The organism is Enterococcus sp. AZ089, from assembly GCF_050547225.1.
Lineage (GTDB): Bacteria > Bacillota > Bacilli > Lactobacillales > Enterococcaceae > Enterococcus_D > Enterococcus_D entomosocium.
Map to the genome: position 1 here is coordinate 2,008,794 of NZ_CP172954.1, position 25,236 is coordinate 2,034,029.

A 25,236-nucleotide genomic window follows, 5' to 3' on the forward strand; every position below is an offset into this window, starting at 1 on the left:
TGTACATCTCTCCTACTCTTTTTGTGCTTCCACAAGCCAAACATACTCATTGATTTGCTTAAAACGACTGGTAAACCCATGTTGGCGAAAATATCGTTCGATATCCGCAGTAACTGGATAGTACTCCCGTTGCAGATCAGCGGCTAGTCGCTGGTGTCCAGCTTGCCGCGCTTCATCGATTAGCTCCATTTTTCGGGCTAAGGAAAGAAACATCGTATCCCCGAAAAGCACTTTCCCGCCTTTTGGCAGCATCGCCGCATATTTGCCGATTGCCCGTTGTTTTTCGTCCTCCGTAAGATGATGAAAAACATAGGTAGAAACGATCGTATCGATTACATCCGTGATTTCAGGAAAAATCTCCATATCACCATCTACAAAAGTCACTTTAGAAAGACTGGGTTTTGACTTGGCGATCCGCCGCATCTCTGGCGATGGCTCGATTGCCAGCACGTTTTTTCCTTGATCAAGCAGAGCTTGTGTTAGATTTCCAGTTCCACTACCAAATTCTACCACAGACTGCCCTGCTTTTTCAGCTATTTCAGCGAGTAACTGTTCATATTTGAAAAAAACCGCTCGATATTCTTCATCCTTACCTGCAACTGTTTCATCGTACTCAGCTGCCCAGTCAGAAAAAATTGGAATAAACTCTCTCCCCATCACTAGCTACCTGCCTTTTCAAACGCTTGCTCTAAATCTGCCTGCAGATCCTCACCGTCTTCGATGCCCACCGACAACCGAATCAAGCCATCTTTGATCCCAGATTGCTCACGAATTTCTTTAGGGATCGAGGCATGGGTCATCACGGCTGGCACTTCTACCAAGCTTTCCACGCCACCTAAGCTTTCTGCTAAAGTAAAAATCTTTAATGATTCAACAAATTCTGCTGTTTTCGATTCATCGTTTAGTTCAAAAGATATCATACCGCTATACCCAGACATCTGTGATTTGGCGATCTCATGACCTTCATGGTCAATCAATCCTGGATAATAGACCTTTGCAACAGCTTGATGTGCTTGTAAGTAGTGGGCAATTTTCATCGCATTGTTTTGATGTGCTTTCATCCGCAAAGCAAGTGTTTTGATGCTTCGTTGGATCAACCAGCTATCATGAGGCCCCAATACACCGCCAATAGCGTTTTGTAAAAAGGCAATTCTTTCGGCGATTAGCGGCTCTTTGGCAACCGCTAATCCAGCTACTACATCACTGTGTCCACCGAGGTACTTGGTAGCACTGTGAATCACAATATCTGCGCCTAATTGTAGCGGCTTTTGAAAATATGGCGTCGCAAAGGTATTATCCACGATCGTCAAGAGATCGTGCTGGGCAGCTAGTCTCGCAACCGATTTGATATCCGTGATTTTTAACAGCGGGTTCGTCGGTGTTTCCAGAAAAATCGCTTTGGTCTCCGGAAGAATTGCTGTTTCAATAGCAACTAAATCATCGGTTTTGACAAGTGAATAAGTCAACCCGCTTTTTTCTAATACTTGATGAAGCAAACGAAATGTCCCCCCATAAACGTCATCTCCTAAAATGACATGATCTCCTGTCTGAAAAAGCGTGAAGATCGCATGGGTGGCTGCTAATCCAGAGGCAAAAGCAAACCCTTGAGCGCCTTCTTCAAGATCCGCAATCAATTCTTCTAAGGCAAAACGAGTTGGGTTGCCTGAACGACTGTATTCATATTGCTTTGGCTGACCTAGAGCATTTTGCCGATAGGTAGATGTTTGGTAGATTGGCACACTGACTGCACCGGTGAGTTCGTCTTCGCTGATACCGCCGTGAATTACTTTTGTATTAAAATGCATTGTTTGTTCCTCCTATGAATGGTGTGATTGCTGATTCGCCAGCATAAATCTTTTTTGATAGATAGCGGTCGCCACCATCGGGAAAGACTGTGGCGATCGAGCTTCCGGTTGGTAATTCGAGGCTTTCTTTTACTGCTGCTGCCATCACGGCTCCACTTGAACTTCCAACAAGCAGACCATAGTTTCTTGCCAAGTAACGAGTAAAGGCAAAGCCTTCGGCATCACTTATCGTATAAATGTTATCAATAAGCAAATCGTCAAAAAATTGTGGAATGAACTCAACACCGATCCCTTCAATCTCGTGGCCATGGGCAGGACCGCCGTTCAAGATTGATCCTTCCGGCTCAACAACAGCAAGACGAGTGCTTGATTTTTGCTTCTTTAAGTACGTCGCGACACCCGCAAAAGTACCACCACTGCCAGCGCCTGCAACAAAGCTGTCAATTTTTCCATGTAATTCCTGATAGATCTCAGGCCCCAATGTTGCTTGATAGGCTGCGGGATTGTTCTGATTATGAAACTGCAATGGCATAAAACTATTCGGCTGTCCTTTTGCTAATTCCTTTGCTTTTTCGATTGCCCCTTGAATGCCAGCTTCCGTTGGTGTATGAACGATAGTTGCGCCTAATGCTTCAATCAATTGCTGCTTTTCAATGCTGAATTTCTCCGGAATAACAAAAATCATTTTTAGTCCATGCTCGATCCCGGCAATAGCTAAGCCAATCCCGGTATTTCCGGCTGTCGGTTCAATTACTGTTGTCTCATGATTGATTGTACGCTCTCGAAATGCCTCATCGATCAAGTACTTTCCTAAGCGGTCCTTAATGCTGCCACCAGGATTTAAATATTCAAGTTTCGCATAGATTTTACTTCCCTTTTTTCCGCCTAAAGCTGCGGCATCAAATTCAAAGAGCGGGGTATGCCCTATCAATTCTTTTACATTTTTAACGATCATCGTTTGACTCCTTATTCAGTTTTTTAGGCAAAACTTGTAAGCTTCATATACCTATTTTGGCTTGCAATCATCAGCCGTCGCCAATGAAAGCGGTAAAAAAAAGCAAACAAAAAGGGGTACTGACTATTACATCAGTACCCCAAAAAAATGTCGTCTTATCCGGATAGAAGCGAATCACTAATAAAAATCAGCGATCTGCTGCGACAAAGGAACTAATAATAGGCATGACAAATGGGTATGCTGCTTTTTGCACCATACAACAACAACAGGTAGTTTGTGTGTTGAAGTTCGTCATGTCTTGTTCCCTCCTTTAATTTGCTTGTTATCAAAATAGCACGACTCTTTTTTTTTGTCAAATATTTTTTTTAATCAACAAGTATCGATCAATGAACGTTTATAAAATAACATTAAAGAGGATAATAAGCAGTCACATAGGCATCCACGACTTTGATCGCGGCTACAACATCTTCTGCGGATACCGTGAACGGCATATTGTGAATCGTCTCCCCTTCGATGGTTGCTTGTTTACCGACTTTCATAAGCTCTGCATCGCTAACATCAGAAAGATGCATTTCAGCTAATGTCGTTGGTAATTCCAACGCCTGATACAACTCAATATATTGGTCAATTTCATCAGGATCCGCGTTTTCCAGCATCAACTGTGTAAGTGTCCCGTAAGCAACTTTCTCCCCATGAGTCAAATCATGGACGTCTCCTTCAAGGGCTGTCAAGCCATTATGGATCGCATGAGCTGCTGCCAAACCAGCACTTTCAAAGCCTAAACCACTTAACAGAGTGTTGGCTTCCACGATTTGTTCAAAAGCTTCGGTAACGACTTGTTTTTTATTTCCTTGATAGGCTTTCAGTGCATTCTCAAAAAGAATCTCTTCGCATTTTTCAGCGATTGCCATGCCGGCAATTGGTTGAATACCACCCACCATATTCTTACTATGGCTTCGGGCAACGGCGCGTGCTTCGACATAGGTTGCTAGTGCATCCGCAATACCCGCTGCAAGTAATTTGGCAGGCGCTTTCGCAATAACGGCTGTATCCACTAAGACAAGTTCAGGGTTTTTGTTGTAAAAACGATATTTTTCAAAGCGACCTTCATCTGTATAAATAACAGAAAGTGCCGAAGTTGGTGCATCAGTAGAAGCGATCGTTGGCAAAACAGCAATCGGTATGTTTAATTCATCCGCAACAGCTTTCCCAGTATCGATGGCTTTCCCGCCACCTAATGCAGCAATTACTTCAATGGATTCGCTTTTGGCTTTAGAGACGATACGATCGATTTCATTTGCAGAAGCTTCTCCACCAAAAATTTCTTTTACCGGACCTAAATCAGCCGCTTTGAGATTTTCAAATAAATCTTCCCCGGCAATTTTCCAAACTGTTTCATCGGTCAAAAGCAGCACTTTCTTTCCTAGATCTTTAATGTGAGATAAACCATCCTTCAATACTCCTTTTCCTTGAACGTATCGTGACGGACTCGCAAATATTCTTTCCATTGTATCTCCTCCTTCAATTGGTCTACTTTTATTGTGACACACTAAGCAAGCGATTTCAAAGGAAAAGAAAAAAAGATGGCCAAGAAGATTCGATTCTCGCACATACTGCACATTTATAGCCATACAAACACTCATGCCCTTATAAAACTGATGGTTTTATAAGGGCATGAATTGGATTATTTACTTGTTATTTCTTTTTCCCACCAAAAGCATCTTTCATTTTATCAAAAAACCCTTCTGGTTGTTGTTCGGTGGTTTCATGACCACTAGCTTTTGCATAAGCCCGCAATGCTTCTTTTTGTTCCTCATTTAAGTTCTTAGGTGTGATCAGCTTCACTTTGACTTGTTGATCGCCATTGCCGCCTCCCCGTAAGCGAGGTGCTCCTTTACCGCGTAAGCGGAAGTTCGTACCTGTTTGGGTCCCAGCTGGGATTTTTAACTTCACATTCCCGTGAACGGTTGGCACATTGACCTCATCTCCTAAAGCTGCTTGGACAAAGTTCAACGGCAACTCGTAATAAATCTCTGAACCGTCACGATCAAAAATATCACTTTCTTCCACACGGAAAACAACGTATAGGTCCCCATAAGGACCACCATTGGTTCCAGCTTCCCCTTGGCCAGATAAACGCATTTGTTGTCCATCTTCGACACCTGCAGGCACGTTGACTTTTACATTATGTTTTTTCTTTTCATGGCCAGTACCATGACAGGTTGTACATGGTTCTTTGATTTCTTTCCCAGTTCCATGACAAACATCACAGGTTTGACGGCTCATTACACGACCAAGCGGTGTTTGACGTTCAACATTGATAGTACCTGCACCATGACATTTATGACAGGTTTCTGGTGAAGTACCTGGTTTTGCCCCGTTCCCGCCGCAGGTATGACAGGTTTCTTCACGATTGTATTGAACAGTTTTTTCCACTCCGAAAATCGCTTCTTCAAAGGAAAGATCAACCGCATATTGCAAGTCTGCTCCTTGTCGAGGTGCATTAGGATTGGCTGCTCTGCCGCCTCCACCACCAAAAAACGATTCGAAAATGTCTTCAAATCCACCAAAACCGCCACCGGAGAATCCGCCACTGTTAAAGCCGCCGAATCCACCGCCATAACCGCCTCCGTAGTTCGGATCGGTACCAGCATGACCATACTGGTCATAAGCAGCTCTTTTTTGGGAATCACTTAATATTTCATAGGCCTCAGAAATCTCTTTAAACTTTGCTTCTGCATCAGGTTCTTTATTGATGTCTGGATGATATTGTTTTGAAAGCTTACGATAAGCTTTTTTGATTTCGTCATCCGAAGCCCCTTTTTGTAGACCTAAGACCTCATAATAATCTCTTTTGTCTGCCATTGGCTTCCCTCCACTCTATTCTTGCGTCTCTCGTATTTTAGCATATAATTCGCTCTAGAAAAATACGTTTCGCAAATTCATAAGAAAAAGCCAAAGCGGTGACTTTGGCTTTTTCACAAACAGCGATTATTTATCGTCACCGTCTACTTCTTCAAAGTCGGCGTCAACCACATCGTCTGCGCCGCCTTGTGCAGCTTCTGGATTTTCTTGTGCTTGTTGTTGTGCTGCTTGTTCGTATAATTTAACGGTTAAGTTTTGTACGATTTCATTCAAAGCATCACGTTTCGTTTTCATTTCTTCTAAGTTGTTTGCTTCAACCGCAGCTTTCAACTCATCACGAGCTTCTTCCGCTTTTTTGACTTCGTCTGCATCCACTTTGCCTTCAAGCTCTTTCAATGTTTTATCAACAGTGAACAACAATGCATCGACGTCATTGCGTAGATCAACTTCTTCTTTGCGTTGTTTGTCAGCTTCAGCGTTTGCTTCAGCATCTTTTACCATGCGTTCGATTTCTTCATCTGATAAACCTGAAGATGATTTGATCGTGATTTTTTGTTCTTTTTGTGTACCTAAATCTTTTGCAGAAACATTAACGATCCCATTTTTATCGATATCAAATGTTACTTCGATTTGAGGGATGCCACGAGGTGCTGGTGGAATATCCGTCAATTGGAATCTTCCTAATGTTTTGTTATCAGCAGCCATTGGACGTTCCCCTTGCAAGACATGGATATCAACGGCTGGTTGATTGTCTGCTGCAGTTGAGAAGACTTGTGATTTACTTGTAGGGATCGTTGTGTTACGATCGATCAGTTTTGTGAAGACAGCACCCATCGTTTCGATACCTAATGATAATGGTGTAACATCTAGTAAGACAACATCTTTCACATCCCCAGTGATCACGCCACCTTGGATCGCAGCCCCCATCGCTACCACTTCATCTGGGTTTACTGATTTGTTTGGTTCTTTATTGGTTTCTTTACGTACAGCATCAACTACTGCCGGAATACGAGTTGAACCACCAACTAAGATCACTTCGTCGATTTCTGATTGTGATAGCCCAGCATCTTTCAAAGCTTGACGTACTGGAATTTTTGTACGTTCTACTAAGTCTGCTGTTAATTCATCAAATTTCGCACGAGTCAAGGTCATTTCCAAGTGCAATGGACCAGCATCGCCAGCTGTGATAAACGGTAAGCTGATTTGTGTACTTGTTACACCTGACAAGTCTTTTTTCGCTTTTTCAGCAGCATCTTTCAAACGTTGCAAAGCCATTTTATCTTTTCCAAGATCAATGCCGTTTTCTTTTTTGAATTCTGCTACCATGTGATCGATGATTTTGTTATCAAAGTCATCCCCACCTAGGTTGTTGTCCCCAGCAGTTGATAATACGTCAAAGACGCCATCACCTAATTCAAGGATCGATACGTCGAAAGTACCGCCACCTAAGTCAAAGACCAAGATTTTTTCATCTTTATCTGTTTTATCTAACCCATAAGCTAAAGCTGCGGCAGTTGGTTCATTGACGATCCGTTCTACTTCAAGACCGGCAATTTTACCAGCATCTTTGGTTGCTTGACGTTGTGCATCGTTGAAGTATGCAGGAACAGTGATGACTGCTTTTTCAACTTTTTCCCCTAAATAGTCTTCAGCAAATCCTTTGATGTATTGAAGAACCATTGCGGAAACTTCTTGTGGTGTATACGATTTGCCTTCAACTTCTACTTTGTATCCAGCTTCACCCATATGGCGTTTAATAGAAGAAATCGTATTAGGATTTGTCACTGCTTGGCGTTTTGCAACTTCCCCTACTTGGATCTCACCATTTTTGAATGAGACAACAGAAGGTGTGGTACGGTTTCCTTCTGGATTCGTAATGATTTTTGCTTCGCCGCCTTCAAGGACAGCAACAGCTGAGTTTGTTGTTCCTAAGTCGATACCGATAATTTTACTCATAAGTAATACACTCCCTTTTTTAATTTAAACATCTACTTATAGATAGAAAGAACTATTGTGCAACGATGACCATGCTTGCACGCAAGACACGATCATGCAATTTATACCCTTTTTGCAAGACAGTAACGATTGTGTCTGCCGGTGTTTCATCAGAGGCAGGTACAGTCTGCACCGCTTGATGCAAGTTCGGATCGAACATTGCACCTTCAGCAGGAATCTCTTCGATTCCCTCTTCTTTTAAGGCTTGACGCAGACTTTCAAGAACCATTTCAACGCCTTTTTTCAAATTCGCCGCTTGGTCTTGATCGACATCTGCTGCCATCGCTCGTTCCAAATTGTCGATTGCTGGCAACAGTTTTTTGCCAAGATCTTGCGAGCGGTATTTTTGTAAAAGTTCCCGCTCGTTGCGGTTACGTGAAGTGATATTTGCGATCTCTGCACGAGCACGCAGGAATTGATCTTCCAATTCATTATTCTTTTCTTGCAAAAGTTCCAATTCGCTTTTTTCCACTGTTTCTTCCTCTGGTTGAGGAGTCTGTGCTTCAGTTTCAGTTGATTCATTTGAAGATTCAGTTGTTTCTGCGGTTTCTTCAGCAGTTTTATCTAATTCTTCATCTAAACGCTCTTCTTTTTCCGTCACGTTTCAACCATCCCTTCTACGATTTGTTTCATTGCCGCTTATTCATTGGCAGCGTCTAATGCGCGATAATAATCGGCCAATTTTTTTGCTAACTCGCCTCGAAAAACTTCCATCAAACCAAACATCCGTGAATACGGCATACTTGATGGACCTAATAAAGCGATCGTTCCTTGTCCATGACCTTCGATTTCATAGCTAGCTTGGATCAGACTCATATTTTGTAACAAGTCATTGCCAAGCTCAGAGCCGATTCTGATTTGAATCGCAGAATCTCTTGGCGCCAGCAGCTGTGTCAGCTGATCTGCATTTTTCATAAATGAATACATCGATTTGAACTGACTAACATCTTGCGTCGGTTCAAAATCCAGAAGATTCATTCGCCCGCCGACGAAGATTTTTTCTTCAAAAATGTGGCTCAGCATCGTATCAAAGAGATCAACGATTCCGTCAGTCGTTTGAAAATACTTATGCAGAATCATAGGAATCTCTGTTCTTAAACGATGGTAGACCGTCATTAGAGGCTCACCGATCAATTTGTCGTTGATGATCCTTACCATTTTTTCCAAATCTTCGCTGCTCATCGATTCAGGAAGAGTAAAGACTTGATTTTCGACATTCCCTTTATCCGTCACGATGATCGCGATGATCTGTCGTGCATTCAATGGGACGATTCGAAAACCGGTCAATTTCCTTTCCTTCATATCTGGCCCGAGAGACAACGCTGTATAGCTAGTCAAGTTGGACAAGATCGTGGCAGACTGCTGGATGATTTCATTGATTTCATGAAAATCTTTTCCAAAAGAATGACGAATGGTTTGAATTTCGTTTTGGTCAACTTCCGATGGCTTCAATAAGTGATCAACGTAATAGCGATACCCTTTTATTGACGGCACACGCCCTGAAGATGAATGTGTCTTTAACAGAAGTCCAGCTTCTTCCAGCGCCTTCATCTCATTACGAATGGTGGCAGAGCTAGCTTCAACCCCATCTTCCATCAATCGCTTCGAGCCCGTGGGCTGACCAGTATTCGTATAATTTTGGATGATGAGGTGTAAAATCATTTGTTGTCTAGGTGTCAACATTTTATCCACTCCTCCGTTAGCACTCATTCCTATTAAGTGCTAACACGATTATAAATATACCATATTTGCTAGGAATGTCAAGTATTTGCATCACTTTTTTAGCACTCTTTCTAAGAGAGTGCTAAAAAAGAAATCAAAAAAAGAAGCAGCACGAAATGGCTACTTCTCTTACTCGTTCTTTCTTATTTTTCTCCATCCAAGAGAAATGCTTCAAACACTTCGTTGCCAATAAACATCCCAGCTTTCGTTAAAAAGACACGGTCACCTTGACTAGCCAACCAGCCTTTTTGAATCAACTGTTCGCTCGTTGAACCATAGATTTCCTGAAAAGACTTCCCGAATTTTTCTGCAAACTGTATTTTTGAAATGCCGACCTTTTTACGAAGGCCTAAAAACAGTTCCTCCTCCATTTGATTGCTGGTTGTCAATTCTTCGATTTCGTGGATTGGCAACTGATTTTCCTGTAATGGTTTCAAATAATGCTGGATTGGACCTTTGTTCTTGTAGCGAGTCTGTCCAAGATACCCGCTGGCGCCTGCCCCAAAGCCAAAATAATGTTCATTGTTCCAATACACTAGATTATGTAAGGACTCATACCCTGGTCGTGCAAAATTACTGATTTCATATTGGTTCAATCCAGCTTTTGTCATCGCGGCGATCGCCTCATCAAACATCTGCGTTTCAGCTTCTTGAGAAGGCAGTGCCATTCTCCCTTGGCGAACCCAGTTCATAAACATGGTTTTGTTTTCTAAAATCAAAGAATACATCGCATAGTGAGGCAACCCGAGATCAATCGCTCGCGTCAGTGTATCACGGAAGCTTTCTATGCTTTGTCCCGGAAGTGCATAAATCAAATCGATCGTCACATTCTGAAAATCATGTTTTTCCAGCAGCTGAATAGTTGAATAAACATCTTCAGCGGTATGCTTGCGGCCAATTTTTTTAAGCAAGCGATTATCAAAGGTCTGGACCCCCATCGACAAGCGATTGACTTGATGATTTTTCAAAACCAGCATTTTTTCTTCACTCAAATCACCAGGATTTGCTTCCACTGTAAACTCTTTGGTTGTGTGTGTTGGCAGCAATTCATGCACACCTGACAGCAATCGATCCAGTTGGTTCGCCGAAAGCGACGTTGGCGTCCCGCCGCCGATATAAATCGTTTTCGTCTCATTGAGAGGCTGACGCAAGAGGGTCAGCTCAATTTCTTTTAGTAACGCTTCGATGTACTCATCCACTGGCTGCCCTTCTAAAAACACTTTGTTGAAGTCACAGTAGTAGCAGATATGTTCACAGAAAGGTATATGTATATACGCAGAAATATTTTGCGCGCTTTTTGTAGATGGATCGTTTATTGTTTGACCTTCAGGCATTCCTAAGTAATTCTCCTCTACCTTCTTTTTTGCTCCCACCGCTGAGAGCACCGGCACTCATTGTAGCATAGTTCTTAGAATTCTCCTATCACTTGGACTATTTTTAAGCAAGAAAAAACACCACTTCCAAGAAGTGATGTCTTTAAATATTCATAGAAAAAATAAAGAGCACTACTCTTATTAAGTACGGTAAAATACCGCTTTTGTTCTTATCCCGCCCAGAAAAAAATCTGTTTGTTACAAGAACTAACACTTCCCCCAAACTGTTAGCGCCACAATAGATAAGCTGTTGTTGACGGCTTACTTAACAAGAGCAGGACTCTTATTCATGAAAGACAATTGCTTGTCTTATCTGACTTAAGTATACCTTTTTAAAAAAATTAAGTCCTATCATCTTTTTCACCAGTCTATGAAAACGATGAGAATCTTCACCTTGGTAACAGTTATAAAATGTGCAGCAAAATATCGATCAGATAGCGGATCAACCGATACGCAATAAATAAGAAGAAAATATTTCCCAGCAAGAATTGAAAGACATTGCCAATCGATCCCTTAAAGGAGCGAAAACTGAAATAACGCGACCAACGATTGAACCCGTTTTGGCGGTTTCGTTTCAAACGATACGCTTCATCATACTTCATCTCCAAGAGGTCATAATAAAAAATCATCAAGGGTTGTTGCACAAAGAAAACTTTTTTATAGCCTGCCATCAACGTGTACTGCTTATTATTGGAAGGAAAGTTGCGATTGCCGTTTTTCTTCACGCGCATCGTTGTTCCATCATTCATTTGGAACGCATAATGATCCTCAAATTCTGTCAGTTGATGAATTTGCGGCACCTGATTTTCTTCTTCGAAAGCAAGTACGACCTCACTCGCTCGCTGATAAAGTGAAACCAACCACGCCATTATGCCTAGCAATATAACTAGCAAAATGATATTTAAAAGCAAACTTTCTTGTAACAAAAGTAAATAACCTAAGATAATCAAAATCGCCACACCAAGGGCAATCATTCTTCTACGGAAATAACTGCGATACATCAATTCAAAAGAGCGCCGATAATAGGCAAAATCTTCTTTAACAAAATCCATTTTTTCCACATCTTTCTGTGTTTAGGTTGCTGATAATGTATCAAAGATCCTTTTGAAAGTCAATTTCCCTCAAAAGTTTCAGCGTCTGATTTGTTTCAAACAAGAAAACGTTTTATAATGGAAGATGTAACAAAAAAAGCGATGAAAGTAGGTTGAGATACGTGATATTACAAGAAACATTTACCTTGCAGAACAAACTGGCAATTCCTAAGATTGGCCTTGGAACCTGGCAATCTTCTCCAGAAGATGCTTACAACGCAACAAAATTTGCCATTCAAAATGGTTATCGACATGTCGATACAGCGGCAGCTTACAAAAACGAAGAAGCGGTTGGGAAAGCTGTGCGCGATTCAGGCGTTGCCCGCGATGAAATTTTTGTTACCACGAAAGTACCTGCTGAGTTAAAGACCTACCAAGAAGCGGTTGATAGCATTGATGCTTCTCTAAAAAAACTTGACTTAGGGTATATCGATTTGATTTTGATCCATGCCCCTCGTCCTTGGAAAATCATGGGAAACAATCCAGAAAACAAAGATTTTTATCTTGAAAACATCGATGTTTGGAAAGCATTAGAAGAAGCCTACTTAAGTGGAAAAGTAAAATCGATTGGTGTTTCCAACTTCGATCAAAAAGATTTGCAAAATATTTTTGATCATTGCGATGTGAAACCGATGGTCAACCAGTTTATTTACCATATTGGCCGCACAAATGAAGAACTATTGACATTTTGCAAAGCGCACGAAATTTTAGTGGAAGGCTATTCACCAATCGCTACTGGTCGTTTACTCGATAACGATGCAGTGAAGACGATTGCTGAAGCCTATGGAAAATCTATTCCACAACTTTCAATTCGTTACTTGCTACAAAAAGACATTCTGCCATTGCCAAAATCCGTTCATGAAGAATACATTGCTGACAATGCCAAAGTTGACTTTGAAATTTCTGAAGAAGACATGAAGAAATTGGATGAGTTGCAAGCTTAAGAATACTTGCGTTTAATTGAAAAAAGCAGTCCGATCAAGTCCAGTAAATGCTGGTCATGGATCGGGCTGCTTATTTTCTTCTACAACTCTGTTTAGAAAAACAACCGTTTCTTAGTCTGTTAAAACTGAATTCTTCTTATGTTAGTTGTTCAAAGGTACCCCACACTTTTACTTCTTGTTCTTCTACCATTGTTCTGCCTTTTGCTAGAACCGTTTCTACTGCTAATGAGTCTTTGTTCAGCAAGCAAATATCAGCATCCATCCCTGCTGCAAGACGTCCCTTTTGATCAAGCTTCAATACTTTCGCTGGATTGGAAGTGATTGCTCGAATGGCGATCTCCAATGGAATCTGCTCTTTTTGGACTGCTTCTTTAATGCCTACCATCAGCGCTCGCGAACTGCCGACACCCAGACCTATGAATTGATTGTTTTCATCAAAGTACGGGAGGCTGCCTTGCCCATCAGAGGTCATGGTAAATTGATCCAGGCCGATCCCTTCTGCTAACAAACGTTTCAATCCTTTACTGAAGCGAACCTCATCGTCTTCTTTTTCCCAGAAATCAGGATCTTCACTCGCCGTAAAATCAATCGTTCCACCCATTTTTGCAAAAGCAATACTTGCTTCGAAAAGCTCGCTGGTCCGATTGGCATGTGTCGGTAAAAATTGGCTGATTGGAATCTCTGTCTCTTCGATGGTTCGTAAAAGCAGCTCATATTTTTTCTTTCCTCCACCTAAGTGGACGTTTACGATACCTGCTTTTCCAGAAAGCATCCCACCAACACGAGCATCCGCAACCGCGCGGGTAAATTCTTCGAAACTTGGTTGTGAAGAACGATGGTCAGAAACGGCAATTTCACCGATACCAATAATTTTATCGATAGTCAAAAAATCTTGGATGATGGAATCCGTGACGGGCGCCAAAGGCAATCGATACGAACCGTCATAAAGATAAGTCGTGATGCCTTCCGCCTCTAGTCCACGCGCCTTACTGATCAAGGCAGTCATATCTCTGCCTACTCCGTCAGTACCTAAACAGCCAACCACTGTCGTTACTCCTGCAGAGGTCAATTGACTCAATTTCACTTCTGGTGTCCGGTTTTGAAAGCCGCCTTCCCCGCCACCTCCTAAGATATGAAAGTGGCAGTCAATAAAGCCGGGCACAGCGAGTAACCCTGTGCCATCGATTTCTTCAAGAGGAACACCTGAGAATCCTCCTTCAATCGAATCTTGAATAGCAATGATCTTGTCTTCATTTAATAAAATATCTTTTTTTCCTAAATAGTCAGGAGCGTAAACCTCTGCTTGTCGTATCACCTTCATAAGTGCTTCCTCCTTGTGGCTGATTACTTCTTATTGCAAGCCGATTGCGACCGCAATAAAGATAAAAATCGTTCCTAATACAAATAAGAAACCTTGCATTTTGATCTGGAATTTCGCCCATTTCACCCATTCGATTCTTGCGACACCTAAGACACCGATCAGACTTGCCGATACTGGAGTGAAGGCATCCATAAAGCCCGAGCCTAATTGATAAGCCAAGACAGCGATCTGTCTAGAGACACCTAAAAGATCGGCTAATGGCGCCATGATCGGCATGGTTAATGCAGCTTGACCTGAATTTGAAGTCACGATCAAATTGAAGAAGCTTTGGAAAATGTACATGAACCAGGCACCAATAAAAGCTGGAACATTGCTTAACAATCCGCCGATGCTGTGCAAAATCGTATTCAACGCTGACGGCACATTGGCATCAGAACCGCCGAGAACCAGAAGAATCCCTTTGGCCATCCCTACAACGATTGCAGTTCCTGCCAATTCTGAGGCACCAGATTGAAAGGCACTCGCCACATCATTCAAGCCCATATTTTCTAATTTGAAAAGAACCGCTATGATTCCTGCCCCTAAGCCCATAACAAAGAATTGAGAAGCAATCTCGGGAATATAGTAGCCTTTCTGCGTCACACCCCATACGATCCAGATCAAAACCGCCAGCATTTCAACCAAGATCAATTTATGACCTAATAAAAATGGTTTTTGCTCACTGGAGGTTTTTTCAAGATGATTTCTAAAATACGCATCCGATTGATACGTTAGCGATTTCTCAGGATTCTTGCGAATTCTTTCGGCATAGATCATGAGGTACCCTGCGGATAGTGCGGTAACCACGACCCACATGATGATTCGGAACGTTGCGCCTGAAAGAACGGGAATACCTGCGATCCCTTGAGCTACTGCCACACTAAACGGACTCATCCACGAGGTGGCATTTCCAATCTGGGAGGCGACATAGGTGACGGTGACCGCCAAGATCGAATCATACCCCAATGCGATCACGAAAGGCACCATGACCATCGAAAACGGAATGACTTCTTCTGCCATCCCAAAGGTAGCGCCCCCAAATGAAAAAGCAAAGAACAACAGCGGCAATGCCAAGCGTTCTAATCCACGAGTTTTGCTGATAAATGCAAAGATCCCCGCATCAATCGCTCCGGTTTGCATGATAATACCAAACGCACCACCGACCACTAGGATCAGTGCTGCGATCCCAACTGCTGAGCCGTATTTATCACCAGAAACCAATCCTTCAAAAACAAAATTTAAGAAGCCGAAACCGTTAAAGTCATCAGTTCCCCAAACCTTGGCTGTTTTGTGCAGTTTTTCAGAAGTATCATAAATTTTTTCGCCGTAAAGACTGTAAAGCGTGTCATCGGTCAGTCCCACCTCATCTAATTGACTCTGGGACAACTCTTTAGGCCCTTCAGCTAGAACAGCTGCTAAAGCCTCAGGATCGACATCTAATTCTTCCAACTCTTGTGGATCGTCTTCCAATTGATTCAACTGTTGATAGACGTATTCGTTATCTAACGGGTAGGCATAACGAAACGAATCTTGCATCAAGACCGTTCTGGTACTTATTTCCCCATTTGCATCGGTATACTTGATTTCTTGTGTACTGAATTTTCCAGCGGGAACTAAGAAAGTCAGCAACCACGCCAACAATACGACCCCAAAGATGATGACATACGTATGAGGCGTTTTCATTTTAGTTAAATCTTTCTTTTCTTTCCCCTTTTTCGCTTTTTTTCCAATTGTCACTTTTTCTCTCCCTTTCCCTTTGCAGCATTCTGCATAAATTATCATTTTTGCCTATTTTTTAGTATATCGAAAAAACGTTTTTTCCTCATGGGGAAAGCATTAGAATTCAAATAAACTACGTTATAAAAAGAAAGAAAAAGAAAAAGTGAAAAGAAGCCAGAAACGCTTCTTTTCACTACGAATGCTTAGTTTTCTTCTGAAAGCCCATCAAAATAAGTTTCAGTGTCTCGTTCATCTTGCTTTAATTGTTCGATCAACGCTTGTGCGCCATTGAAAGCGACTTGATCACGTAAGAAATGATGCCAGCGGATCGCCACGGTTTCACCATAGATATCTTGGTGAAAATCGAGAATATAGATTTCAACTGTTAACTGGCGCCCCTGACCAAACGTATCATTGTGACCAATCGATCCCATCGATGGATACCACTTGTCACCGACTTTGATTTCCGTCACATAGACGCCTTCTTTTGGCAACCGAACGGTGCTCTTTACTTTGATATTCGCGGTTGGAAACCCAAGTTCTCGTCCTCTAGCATCACCGTGAACGACGGTTCCTTCAAATTCATAAATATACCCTAACAAGCGATTGACTTGTGCCATATCGCCATTTTGTAGGGCAGAGCGAATGCGTGTGGAGCTAACCTTTTCTTCATCAAACGATTCTTGCGCGACAGTCACAACTTCAAAACGATTTTCTGCATATGTTGGTAACAGCGCCATGTTGGCTATCTCTTTCTTGCCGTAGGTATAGTCGAATCCAGCAACAACAACTTTTGCATGCAGACCGATCATGTATTCATCCACAAACACCTGTGGTGCCAGATTTGCAAAAGCAGAAGTAAACTCAATGATATAAAGAATATCTACTCCAAGCTTTTCCATATGCGCTTCCTTTTGAGCCAAGCTGGTCAGGTATTGCATTTTTTCAGGATCGACTTTTTGAAAAACGATCGAGGGATGTTGATTAAAGGTCATTAATGCCAATTTTAACCCTTTTTCTTCTGCGATCTTTCGTCCTGTTTCAATGACTTTCTGATGACCTAGATGTACGCCATCGAAAAAGCCTAACACTAAGACGATCTCCTCATCAGGAATCGTTTCGTGATCATAAGGGTGTCTCATTTCAATGATTTCCATGTTCATTCTCCTATTTCTGTACGGATGACTTTTACCGGTTTCATCATATCTTGGTATTTGTCATGAGCTTTATAGATACTGATCAATTGTTCTCGATAAAAAATCGCCACTAATTCCTCTGGGCGCTCTTGTAATCCAAACACGCTGAAAGGCAAGCGCATGCCATTTTTTACTTTCTGCCAGAGGTCCGCATCGATCGTCACTTGAACAAACTCCGATACCCCATATTCCACCGGTAGCAGTAGTTCCGAAACACGTTGTTCATCGACTGCCTTTTGCACCTCTGCAATCGTGTAAGATTGTTCTTTAGAAAAACCACCGCTTTTTAAGCGAGTCAAATCAGACATATGCGCGGGTACACCCAGCAATTTTCCTGTGTCGACCGCTAACGTGCGAACATAAGTCCCTTTTCCACAAGAAACTTCAAAACGCCAGCTTTGCGTATTGTCCTCATGAAAAACCGGCTCTGAAATTCGTTTGAAGGAATAAATTTCTGCTTTGCGCCGTGGTCGCTCGACAGTTTCATTGTTGCGAGCATATTCGTAAAGTCGTTTGCCATTGACTTTGACCGCCGAATACATCGGCGGGATCTGGGTAATCGTCCCCGTCAACTGTTTCATTGCCTGATCGATTTCTGTCTTCGTAAACGGACGAGTTAGTGCTTGTTGTTCAACGATATCCCCCGACCGATCTTCTGTAGTGGTACTGAAGCCCAAGGTGATTTCCCCGGTGTAGACTTTTCCAGAATCAACCAAGTATTCGACGATCTTCGTTCCTTTTCCGATACAAATGGGCAAGACACCATCCACGTCAGGATCTAGTGTGCCGCTGTGTCCGATTTTTTTTGTCTTTAATATTTTTCGTAATTTAAACACGCAGTCGTGACTTGTTTGTCCACGCTCTTTCCATAATGGTAAAATCCCGTCCATCGTATTCCTCCATTTCACTTCAACTTGCTTATTATAACATATAAAAAAAATTCATTGCACGACAAAATCCTTTTCGCTCCTTCTCATTACATGATAAACTAAGCATATAAGGAGGTCCTAAAATGGTTGTTTTAACGATAGGGTCATTTATTGGATTTGCCATCTTTTTGATCATGATTCAGCTCGGCACGATGCAGCGTTGGGAAGAAGCGTTTGCTTTGCAGATCATCCAAAGCCGTACGCCTTCTTTGACGCGCATGATGCACTTTTTTACCAATTTAGGAAAAGCCTTTCCGACAGTTGCGATCGCTTTACTATTGTTTGTCTTTCCATCATCGCGGGCGGATCTTGCACCAAAAACAGCAGTCAGTATCTTCATAGTATCAGCAGCTGCTTACCTGATCAAACGGATCGTCCGACGAGATCGTCCGATCGATCATCGTTTAGTTGAAGAAAAAGATCACAGCTTTCCTAGTGCCCATGCTGCCACATCCGCTGCCATGTACGGAACGATCGCCTTGAATCTTGGACAATTGGTTCCCTCAGCAGTCCTTCCGATGACTCTGCTGGCAGTTTTGTTAAGCTTTATGATCGGCTTTAGCAGAGTCTACTTAGGGATCCATTTTTTAACAGATGTGATCGGAGGCTGGCTCTTGGGGACAGGTGTTGCTGGACTGGTAACTTTACTGATGAATACCTGATGCTCTTTTCAAATAAAAAAGAACAGCTTCGATTGGAAGCTGCTCTTTTTTTTATTCTTCTGAGTGCAATGCGCGAATCATTTCATCAATTTTATTCCCGTATTGTACTGATTCATCCAATTCGAATTGGATTTCTGGAACTTTATAGAGCGTTAACGCTTGACCTAATTCACGACGAACCAAGCCAGTTGCTTTTTCCAGTCCTGCTTGGGCTTTTTGCTTATCTGAAGCTAAGTCCGTTAGGGTGCTGTAAAAGATCGTTGCTTGCTGTAAATCTCCAGTTACTCGTACATCTGTGATCGTCACATCTTGCACGCGAGGATCACGAACTTTTTTACGAAGAATTTGATTGACTTCTTTTAAGATTTCTTGTGCCACTCGGCGATCTCGATAGTTAGCCATTCAAAAAGCCTCCTTGTATAGTTGTCATTCCGTTATTTTGTCGGTACTTCTTCCATGACATAGCCTTCGATCACGTCATCAACTTTAAGATCGTTGAATTTCTCGATCATCGCGCCACATTCAAACCCTAGCTTCACTTCTTTGACATCATCTTTGAAGCGTTTCAAGCTGGCAAGTTTGCCTTCATAGATAACGATGCCGTCACGGATCACGCGGACGCCACTGTCACGGCGAATACTGCCTTCCGTTACGTAGCAACCTGCGATCGTGCCCACTTTAGATACTTTGTATGTTTCACGAACGATCATTTGACCAGTGATTTTTTCTTCGAATTCAGGATCAAGCATCCCTTTCATCGCAGTTTCGATTTCTTCGATCGCTTTGTAGATGATGCGATGCAAACGAATATCGACTTTTTCCGCTTCCGCTTGCTGTTTGGCTTGCGGTGTTGGACGGACGTTGAATCCGATGATGATGGCATTACTTGCTGCTGCTAGCGTTACATCACTTTCATTGATTGCACCAACGGCTGAATGGACGATGTTCACTCGCACACCTTCAACATCGATTTTCTTCAATGAAGCAGCTAATGCTTCAGCTGAACCTTGTACGTCTGCTTTGATGATGACATTTACTTCTTTCAGTTCGCCTTCTTTTAGACTTTCAAACAAGTTATCCAATGTCACACGACTGCTTGATGCGCGTTGCTCCATCAAAGCACGTTTTGCACGTTCTTCACCCGCTGCTCGAGCTGTTTTCTCGTCTTCAAAAGTAACGAAACGATCACCTGCTTGAGGCACATCATTCAATCCTGTGATTTCGACTGGTGTAGCAGGTCCAGCTGCTTTATCACGACGACCTAAATCATTCGTCATTACGCGAACACGACCGAAAGTATTCCCTACAACAATTGGATCACCTACATGAAGAGTCCCTTGTTGAACCAATAGTGTTGCTACAGGACCTTTTCCTTTATCAAGGCGCGCTTCAATGACTGTACCGATCGCCCGTTGGGTAGGATCAGCTTTCAAATCTTCGACTTCTGCTACTAAGAGGATCATTTCAAGCAATTCTTCAATGTTTTGCCCAAATTTCGCTGAGATTTCAACGAAGATCGTATCGCCACCCCAAGCTTCTGGGATCAACTCATGTTCACTTAATTCTTGCATCACATGTTGTGGGTTAGCACCTGGTTTATCGATTTTGTTTACTGCAACGATGATCGGCACTTTTGCTGCTTTCGCATGGTTGATCGCTTCCACTGTTTGTGGCATCACTCCATCATCAGCTGCGACAACAAGAATCGTGATATCGGTGATACTTGCTCCCCGTGCACGCATACTAGTGAAGGCCGCGTGTCCAGGAGTATCTAAGAAAGTAATTGGTTTGCCATTGATGTCGATTTGGTAAGCGCCAATATGCTGCGTAATTCCCCCAGCTTCACCACTTGTTACGCGTGAATGACGTAAAGTATCAAGCAATGTTGTTTTCCCGTGGTCAACGTGACCCATGATCGTCACAACAGGTGGTCGTGATACTAAATTATCTTCAATTTGTTCTTCTGCTTCGAAGAATTTATCGATGTCTGCGATATCCACTTGAACTTTTTCTTGTGGTTCGATTCCGTAATCGGTAGCAAGCAGTTCAATCGTATCTTTATCTAAAGGTTGGTTTTGATTGACCATAACCCCCATCATAAAGAGTTTCTTGATGATCTCTGCTGGTTCACGGTAGATTTTTTTCGCGATATCCGCTACGTTCATGCCTTCTGAATATTCCAATACTTCTGGTAGCTCACGGAATTTACGTGCTGGAACTGGCGGTTTCTTTTCCGTCTGCTGACGGCCTTTTTTGCCTTTTTTATTGAATTTGTTGCGATTGTTATTGTTGAAATTATTGTTGCGTCCACCGTAGTTTGACTTGCCGCGGTTTTGATTTCCTCCACGAGAATCATTCGATCCTTGCGGACGGTTATTGTTACGGTCTGCCCCTTGCGTATTTCCTGCAGATTGAGCGGCCGGACGGTTTTGTTGCCCTTGGTTATTTGGACGGTTTTGCTGTCCTTGGTTTGTTGGGCGATTTTGTTGCCCTTGATTATTCGGACGGTTTTGTTGTCCTTGGTTTGTTGGGCGATTCTGTTGCCCTTGATTATTCGGACGGTTTTGCTGTCCTTGATTGTTCGGACGATTTTGTTGTCCTTGGTTGTTTGGACGGTTTTGCTGTCCTTGATTGTTCGGACGATTTTGTTGCCCTTGATTGTTCGGACGATTTTGTTGTCCTTGGTTTGTTGGGCGATTTTGTTGCCCTTGATTATTCGGACGGTTTTGTTGTCCTTGGTTTGTTGGGCGGTTTTGTTGCCCTTGATTGTTACGATTCTCTTGGTTATTCACTCGATTATGACTTCCTTGGTTATTTGGTCTGTTACTTCCTTGACTGTTCGTGCGATCTACTTGTCCTTGACCAGCAGGACGGTTATTGCTTTGCGTAGTTCGCTGTTGACTTTGATTGTTATGACGGTTTTGGAAGTTAGGATTATTTCTTTGCGTTTTAAATTTCTTTTGTTCTTGTTTTTCCGGCTGGTTGGCTGGTTTCTGATTTGCGGGATTTGAGTTTGCAGATGTTTTACCATTTGGATTGCCGCCTAATGACTGCTGCAATTTTTGCGCCTCTCCATCTGAGATCGCGCCCATATGATTTTTGACATCAAAGCCTAAAGATTGTGCTTTTTCAACAACCTCTTTGCTCGACTTATTCCATTCTTTTGCAAGTTCATAAATTCTTTTTTTTCCCATGCAATCACCTTCCTAACCTAATATTAATTCCTGCACCTTCCTTGCAAATCCTTGATCTAAGATGCCAATGACCATTCTTGGTTTCCCAATGGCCGCACTGATTTCATCAGCAGAAAATGCATCTAGGAGCGGAATTTCGTAATAAGAACTTTTGTCCTTAATTTTCTTTTGTGTATTTTTACCAGCATCACTGGCGATAATGACTAAAGCAGCTTTCTCATTGCGAATCTCTTTTAAAGTCATTTCTTCACCAGTTACTAATTTCCCAGCACGCATGGCTAGTCCTAACATATTTAATGCTTTGGTTTTATTCATTTGCAAATAACTCTTTTCGCGCTTTTTGGTGCGTTACATAGTCCAATAGTTCTTGGTAAAATTCATCTGTCAATTTCGTTTCCAGCACTCGATCCAAGATACGCTTATCCCATGCTTTCTGGGCTTCAGCCGGTTCGATCGCTATATAAGCTCCCCGACCTGGCATTTTTCCTGTCGGATCGATGGAAACAACGCCTTCTTTTGAACGAGTGATACGAAGCATTTCTTTCTTAGGTAGCATTTCGCCTGAAATCACTGATTTTCGTAAAGGAATTTTTCGTTTTTTCATCACGATCTCACCTCAACTATTTTTCGTCAAACTCAACATTTTCATAATCATCCGCAGTCATGTCTGATGGAAGGATCGCTTCATCAACTGTTTCTGCAGATTCTGTTGCTTCTGTACTGATTTCTTCAGCAGCTTCTGAAGCATTGGCATCATACTCATCGATATAGTCGCCTTCATCCAGCTTCGCATAAAATTCTTCCATGTCTGTTTCTGATTTGATATCGATTTTGAAGCCAGTCAATTTGGCTGCTAGGCGAGCATTTTGTCCGCGTTTACCGATCGCTAATGATAGTTGGTAATCAGGCACGACAACAGTACAAGCCTTCGGATTATCAACATCAAAAATAACGTCGCTGACTTCTGCTGGATTCAACGCATTGGCGATGAAGATCGCTGGATCTTCATTCCATTCCACGATGTCCATGTTTTCGCCTTTTAGTTCATTGACGATCGCTTGAACCCGTTGACCTTTAGGGCCAACACAAGTGCCGACTGGATCGACGTTGGCATCAAAGGAACGAACAGCAACTTTGGCACGATCCCCTGCTTCACGAGCAATACTTACGATCTCTACAGTACCATCATATACTTCTGGCACTTCTTGTTCAAATAATCGGCGCAGCAAATCTGGATGGCTGCGGCTAACGAATACTTGAGGTCCTTTTGAAGTATTTTCAACACGAGAAACGAATACTTTGATCCGATCATGGGGTTGATAAAACTCATTTGGCATTTGGTCTTGTTTTGAAAGCACGGCTTCAATTTTGCCTAAGTTTACATAGATATAACGATTGTCTTGGCGTTCAACGATTCCTTGCAAAATGTCTTTTTCGTACGCACTAAATTCGTTATAGATAATGTTTCTTTCCGCTTCACGGACCCGTTGCAAAATGACTTGTTTTGCCGTTTGCGCCGCAATACGACCAAAATCTTTAGGCGTTACTTCAAAGCGGATTTTGTCGCCGATTTCATAAGCGGGGTTGATTGTCATCGCTTCTTTTAATGAAACCTCTAGTTGCGAGTCCATGACTTCTTCTGTCACTTCTTTGACTGCATAGACGTGGATATTGCCTTTTTTCTGATCAAATTCTACTTCCACATTTTGTGCTTGCCCGTAATGACGTTTGTACGCTGAAACCAATGCCGCTTCCAAGGCATCGATGACAATCTCTTTTGAAATGCCTTTCTCTGCTTCTAATGCATCCAATGCATTCAACATTTCTTTACTCATGATTCTTTCATTCCTCCGTGTTTAAAATTGAATGGCTAAACGAGCTTTGGCAATATTTTTCCGGTCGATCGTTCGTTCTTTTTCTCTGGTTTTGATTCGGGTCTTCATAACTAGCTGATTTTCATCGAATGACTGTAAAAAGCCTTCGAACTGTTTTTCTCCATCAATCGGTTGATATAAAGAAACATGAATGTACTCGCCGACTGCCCGTTGATAATCTGCTTCTTTCTTCAATGGACGCTCGGCGCCAGGGGAAGAAACTTCCAAGAAATAGGCCTGTGGAATAGGATCAGGTTCGCATTGGTCTAATTGTTCACTAAGTTGTTCACTGACAAAGGCACATTCCTCGATATCGATTCCGCCTTCTTTATCAATGAACACACGAAGAAACCAATTTTTCCCTTCCTTCACGAATTCTACTTCAACTAATTCAAATTTTTGCGCATCCAGAATAGGGGTCACTATATCTGTAACAGTTTCCACTACCGTACTCACAACATCGCCTCCTTTATTTCTCAACGAAACGAACTTCATTCCATTAAAAAGAGTGAGCGAAAAAACCGCTCACTCACTCTAAGTATCATTACATTGTAAATATAACACAATTTTCATAAAGATTCAACTACTGTCGCATGTTCCCTTCGCTTTCAGAAAAAAACAAAGCATTTTCTTAAAGATTTTTAATGCTTGGGTGAATGGCTGTTAGTGAATCACTTGACCAATCCGACGTAGTAGTTGTGGGAAAATGCTCTCTGGATCAAAGTCCATTGGCGCGTCATGTGGGAAATGAAGCCAGAGCCGACCACCATAAACCACTAGTACCAAAAGTGTCAATGTCACCCACAGGTTGTGACTGTAGTAAAGTTTGCTGATTTTCGGATTTTTTTTGAATAAAACGATTCCGAATACGATCGGCACTAACCAAAACAAGGGATGAAAATGCAGCGCACCTTCAAGATCACCCTGAAATAAGTGCAAGTAGGCGCGCGTCATGCCACAACCTGGACAAGGAAACCCCGTTAACCATTTAAACGGACAAATCAATAATCTACCCAATCATCTGAATCAGACGAATCGTTTGTATTGTTAGATGAGGTCATGGCATTTTGATCAGCCGCTTCCCACATTTGGTTCATATCACCTTGTAAAATCGCCATGTTGATGAAATCAAAAGCAAACAGGCTCAAGACGACAAAAAGAATTTTGTTGTCACTCAGACGAGGCATATTCGCTCGCTGTTGTGCACTCATAAAGATATCCGCAATTCGGTACCACCAATAAATTTGATACAATCCACAAGTAAGGATCGTGAGTAAAATCGACGTCTCTGGCGAAAGACGATTATCCCCGCTGTATTCTGCCAGCTCTTTGGTTGTTTGGTACATCCAAAAGAATGTATAAATGCCACAAGTAATAAATGTTAATAAAATGACCGATACAACCGATTTCTTTCTAACTCCGTAATTATAATTCATCACAAACTCCTTCTAGTTTATTCCTTTTTATCACATACTAATTATACACGATTTTATTCACAAAAACAAAAAAAAACTAATCATTTTATTTTATATAGATTAAAAAAGGTAAATAG

General features: G+C 42.1%; 24 protein-coding genes. 2 read left to right on the forward strand and 22 right to left on the reverse strand.

Annotation, left to right across the window (positions count from 1 at the left end):
* Positions 1-12: 12 nt before the first annotated feature.
* The 10 genes from IGJ01_RS09355 to IGJ01_RS09400 form a co-directional block, all read right to left on the reverse strand.
* Positions 13-657, reverse strand: coding sequence for a class I SAM-dependent methyltransferase (locus IGJ01_RS09355; protein ID WP_218193077.1), 645 nt, complete (start codon positions 655-657; stop codon positions 13-15).
* Positions 658-659: 2 nt separating this feature from the next.
* Positions 660-1,805 (reverse strand): cystathionine gamma-synthase, encoded by a 1,146-nt coding sequence (locus IGJ01_RS09360; RefSeq protein WP_430600993.1) that lies wholly within the window; start codon positions 1,803-1,805, stop codon positions 660-662.
* A complete protein-coding gene (locus IGJ01_RS09365; RefSeq protein WP_430600994.1) occupies positions 1,795-2,760 on the reverse strand; it encodes a PLP-dependent cysteine synthase family protein in 966 nt (321 codons plus the stop codon). The genes IGJ01_RS09360 and IGJ01_RS09365 overlap by 11 nt, the downstream gene beginning before the upstream one ends.
* Positions 2,761-3,167: 407 nt before the next feature.
* On the reverse strand, positions 3,168-4,268 hold the full coding sequence (locus IGJ01_RS09370) for a glycerol dehydrogenase (protein WP_430600995.1): 1,101 nt from the start codon (positions 4,266-4,268) through the stop codon (positions 3,168-3,170).
* A 187-nt stretch (positions 4,269-4,455) separates the two neighbouring features.
* On the reverse strand, positions 4,456-5,625 hold the full coding sequence (dnaJ, locus tag IGJ01_RS09375; RefSeq protein WP_005235650.1) for a molecular chaperone DnaJ: 1,170 nt from the start codon (positions 5,623-5,625) through the stop codon (positions 4,456-4,458).
* A gap of 126 nt (positions 5,626-5,751) precedes the next feature.
* On the reverse strand, positions 5,752-7,581 hold the full coding sequence (gene dnaK, locus IGJ01_RS09380) for a molecular chaperone DnaK (RefSeq protein WP_005235649.1): 1,830 nt from the start codon (positions 7,579-7,581) through the stop codon (positions 5,752-5,754).
* Positions 7,582-7,633: 52 nt separating this feature from the next.
* Positions 7,634-8,221 (reverse strand): nucleotide exchange factor GrpE, encoded by a 588-nt coding sequence (gene grpE / locus IGJ01_RS09385; RefSeq protein WP_005235647.1) that lies wholly within the window; start codon positions 8,219-8,221, stop codon positions 7,634-7,636.
* A gap of 38 nt (positions 8,222-8,259) precedes the next feature.
* Entirely contained in the window at positions 8,260-9,303 is a 1,044-nt protein-coding gene (gene hrcA, locus IGJ01_RS09390; protein ID WP_005225934.1) for a heat-inducible transcriptional repressor HrcA, read from the reverse strand.
* Between the two features lie 182 nt (positions 9,304-9,485).
* The gene (hemW, locus tag IGJ01_RS09395) at positions 9,486-10,676 is read right to left on the reverse strand and encodes a radical SAM family heme chaperone HemW (RefSeq protein ID WP_087664080.1); all 1,191 of its coding nucleotides are present in this window, start codon (positions 10,674-10,676) and stop codon (positions 9,486-9,488) included.
* Positions 10,677-11,119: 443 nt separating this feature from the next.
* Positions 11,120-11,767, reverse strand: a complete 648-nt coding sequence (locus tag IGJ01_RS09400; RefSeq protein WP_005235640.1) for a hypothetical protein — start codon at positions 11,765-11,767, stop codon at positions 11,120-11,122.
* A gap of 161 nt (positions 11,768-11,928) precedes the next feature.
* Between IGJ01_RS09400 and IGJ01_RS09405 the strand changes: the two genes are divergently transcribed.
* Positions 11,929-12,750: an aldo/keto reductase gene (locus IGJ01_RS09405; RefSeq protein WP_034872694.1), complete on the forward strand. Its 822-nt coding sequence runs from the start codon at positions 11,929-11,931 to the stop codon at positions 12,748-12,750.
* 136 nt (positions 12,751-12,886) lie between these two features.
* Here the strand turns inward: IGJ01_RS09405 and iadA are convergent, their stop codons facing one another.
* The 4 genes from iadA to truB all read right to left on the reverse strand — a co-directional run bounded on the left by iadA (position 12,887) and on the right by truB (position 17,915).
* A complete protein-coding gene (iadA, locus tag IGJ01_RS09410) occupies positions 12,887-14,071 on the reverse strand; it encodes a beta-aspartyl-peptidase (protein ID WP_016620344.1) in 1,185 nt (394 codons plus the stop codon).
* A gap of 30 nt (positions 14,072-14,101) precedes the next feature.
* The gene (gene yfcC / locus IGJ01_RS09415; RefSeq protein WP_430601625.1) at positions 14,102-15,793 is read right to left on the reverse strand and encodes a putative basic amino acid antiporter YfcC; all 1,692 of its coding nucleotides are present in this window, start codon (positions 15,791-15,793) and stop codon (positions 14,102-14,104) included.
* Positions 15,794-16,032: 239 nt separating this feature from the next.
* Positions 16,033-16,986, reverse strand: a complete 954-nt coding sequence (gene ribF / locus IGJ01_RS09420) for a riboflavin biosynthesis protein RibF (protein ID WP_008378129.1) — start codon at positions 16,984-16,986, stop codon at positions 16,033-16,035.
* Between the two features lie 2 nt (positions 16,987-16,988).
* Positions 16,989-17,915, reverse strand: coding sequence for a tRNA pseudouridine(55) synthase TruB (gene truB / locus IGJ01_RS09425; protein ID WP_087664078.1), 927 nt, complete (start codon positions 17,913-17,915; stop codon positions 16,989-16,991).
* A 122-nt stretch (positions 17,916-18,037) separates the two neighbouring features.
* Here truB and IGJ01_RS09430 point away from each other — a divergent pair, with 122 nt between their 5' ends.
* A complete protein-coding gene (locus IGJ01_RS09430; RefSeq protein WP_005235629.1) occupies positions 18,038-18,616 on the forward strand; it encodes a phosphatase PAP2 family protein in 579 nt (192 codons plus the stop codon).
* Between the two features lie 51 nt (positions 18,617-18,667).
* Here IGJ01_RS09430 and rbfA read toward each other — a convergent pair whose 3' ends face one another.
* From rbfA to IGJ01_RS09470, 8 genes are all read right to left on the reverse strand, one after another.
* A complete protein-coding gene (gene rbfA / locus IGJ01_RS09435; RefSeq protein ID WP_005225925.1) occupies positions 18,668-19,018 on the reverse strand; it encodes a 30S ribosome-binding factor RbfA in 351 nt (116 codons plus the stop codon).
* A gap of 32 nt (positions 19,019-19,050) precedes the next feature.
* Positions 19,051-21,810: a translation initiation factor IF-2 gene (gene infB, locus IGJ01_RS09440; protein WP_061054241.1), complete on the reverse strand. Its 2,760-nt coding sequence runs from the start codon at positions 21,808-21,810 to the stop codon at positions 19,051-19,053.
* Positions 21,811-21,822: 12 nt separating this feature from the next.
* A complete protein-coding gene (locus IGJ01_RS09445) occupies positions 21,823-22,125 on the reverse strand; it encodes a YlxQ-related RNA-binding protein (protein ID WP_005235626.1) in 303 nt (100 codons plus the stop codon).
* Positions 22,118-22,414 (reverse strand): RNase P modulator RnpM, encoded by a 297-nt coding sequence (rnpM, locus tag IGJ01_RS09450; protein ID WP_005225922.1) that lies wholly within the window; start codon positions 22,412-22,414, stop codon positions 22,118-22,120. Before rnpM ends, IGJ01_RS09445 begins: the two co-directional genes overlap by 8 nt.
* Positions 22,415-22,430: 16 nt before the next feature.
* Positions 22,431-23,645 carry a transcription termination factor NusA gene (nusA, locus tag IGJ01_RS09455; RefSeq protein ID WP_008378144.1) on the reverse strand — a complete coding sequence of 405 codons (1,215 nt, stop codon included), beginning with the start codon at positions 23,643-23,645 and terminating at the stop codon, positions 22,431-22,433.
* Between the two features lie 21 nt (positions 23,646-23,666).
* Positions 23,667-24,140 carry a ribosome maturation factor RimP gene (gene rimP, locus IGJ01_RS09460; protein WP_008378146.1) on the reverse strand — a complete coding sequence of 158 codons (474 nt, stop codon included), beginning with the start codon at positions 24,138-24,140 and terminating at the stop codon, positions 23,667-23,669.
* 207 nt (positions 24,141-24,347) lie between these two features.
* Positions 24,348-24,701: a DUF2752 domain-containing protein gene (locus IGJ01_RS09465; RefSeq protein ID WP_034695542.1), complete on the reverse strand. Its 354-nt coding sequence runs from the start codon at positions 24,699-24,701 to the stop codon at positions 24,348-24,350.
* Positions 24,686-25,120: a DUF4234 domain-containing protein gene (locus tag IGJ01_RS09470; RefSeq protein ID WP_008378150.1), complete on the reverse strand. Its 435-nt coding sequence runs from the start codon at positions 25,118-25,120 to the stop codon at positions 24,686-24,688. Before IGJ01_RS09470 ends, IGJ01_RS09465 begins: the two co-directional genes overlap by 16 nt.
* Positions 25,121-25,236: the final 116 nt, after the last annotated feature.

Bases quoted from the DNA above. Each gene is read 5' to 3' on its own strand.
- IGJ01_RS09355 (WP_218193077.1), bottom strand. From the start codon at position 657: ATGGGGAGAGAGTTTATTCCAATTTTTTCTGACTGGGCAGCTGAGTAC.
- IGJ01_RS09360 (WP_430600993.1), bottom strand. From the start codon at position 1,805: ATGCATTTTAATACAAAAGTAATTCACGGCGGTATCAGCGAAGACGAA.
- IGJ01_RS09365 (WP_430600994.1), bottom strand. From the start codon at position 2,760: ATGATCGTTAAAAATGTAAAAGAATTGATAGGGCATACCCCGCTCTTT.
- IGJ01_RS09370 (WP_430600995.1), bottom strand. From the start codon at position 4,268: ATGGAAAGAATATTTGCGAGTCCGTCACGATACGTTCAAGGAAAAGGA.
- dnaJ (WP_005235650.1), bottom strand. From the start codon at position 5,625: ATGGCAGACAAAAGAGATTATTATGAGGTCTTAGGTCTACAAAAAGGG.
- dnaK (WP_005235649.1), bottom strand. From the start codon at position 7,581: ATGAGTAAAATTATCGGTATCGACTTAGGAACAACAAACTCAGCTGTT.
- hrcA (WP_005225934.1), bottom strand. From the start codon at position 9,303: ATGTTGACACCTAGACAACAAATGATTTTACACCTCATCATCCAAAAT.
- hemW (WP_087664080.1), bottom strand. From the start codon at position 10,676: ATGCCTGAAGGTCAAACAATAAACGATCCATCTACAAAAAGCGCGCAA.
- IGJ01_RS09400 (WP_005235640.1), bottom strand. From the start codon at position 11,767: ATGGATTTTGTTAAAGAAGATTTTGCCTATTATCGGCGCTCTTTTGAA.
- iadA (WP_016620344.1), bottom strand. From the start codon at position 14,071: ATGAAGGTGATACGACAAGCAGAGGTTTACGCTCCTGACTATTTAGGA.
- yfcC (WP_430601625.1), bottom strand. From the start codon at position 15,793: ATGAAAACGCCTCATACGTATGTCATCATCTTTGGGGTCGTATTGTTG.
- ribF (WP_008378129.1), bottom strand. From the start codon at position 16,986: ATGGAAATCATTGAAATGAGACACCCTTATGATCACGAAACGATTCCT.
- truB (WP_087664078.1), bottom strand. From the start codon at position 17,915: ATGGACGGGATTTTACCATTATGGAAAGAGCGTGGACAAACAAGTCAC.
- IGJ01_RS09430 (WP_005235629.1), top strand. From the start codon at position 18,038: ATGGTTGTTTTAACGATAGGGTCATTTATTGGATTTGCCATCTTTTTG.
- rbfA (WP_005225925.1), bottom strand. From the start codon at position 19,018: ATGGCTAACTATCGAGATCGCCGAGTGGCACAAGAAATCTTAAAAGAA.
- infB (WP_061054241.1), bottom strand. From the start codon at position 21,810: ATGGGAAAAAAAAGAATTTATGAACTTGCAAAAGAATGGAATAAGTCG.
- IGJ01_RS09445 (WP_005235626.1), bottom strand. From the start codon at position 22,125: ATGAATAAAACCAAAGCATTAAATATGTTAGGACTAGCCATGCGTGCT.
- rnpM (WP_005225922.1), bottom strand. From the start codon at position 22,414: ATGAAAAAACGAAAAATTCCTTTACGAAAATCAGTGATTTCAGGCGAA.
- nusA (WP_008378144.1), bottom strand. From the start codon at position 23,645: ATGAGTAAAGAAATGTTGAATGCATTGGATGCATTAGAAGCAGAGAAA.
- IGJ01_RS09470 (WP_008378150.1), bottom strand. From the start codon at position 25,120: ATGAATTATAATTACGGAGTTAGAAAGAAATCGGTTGTATCGGTCATT.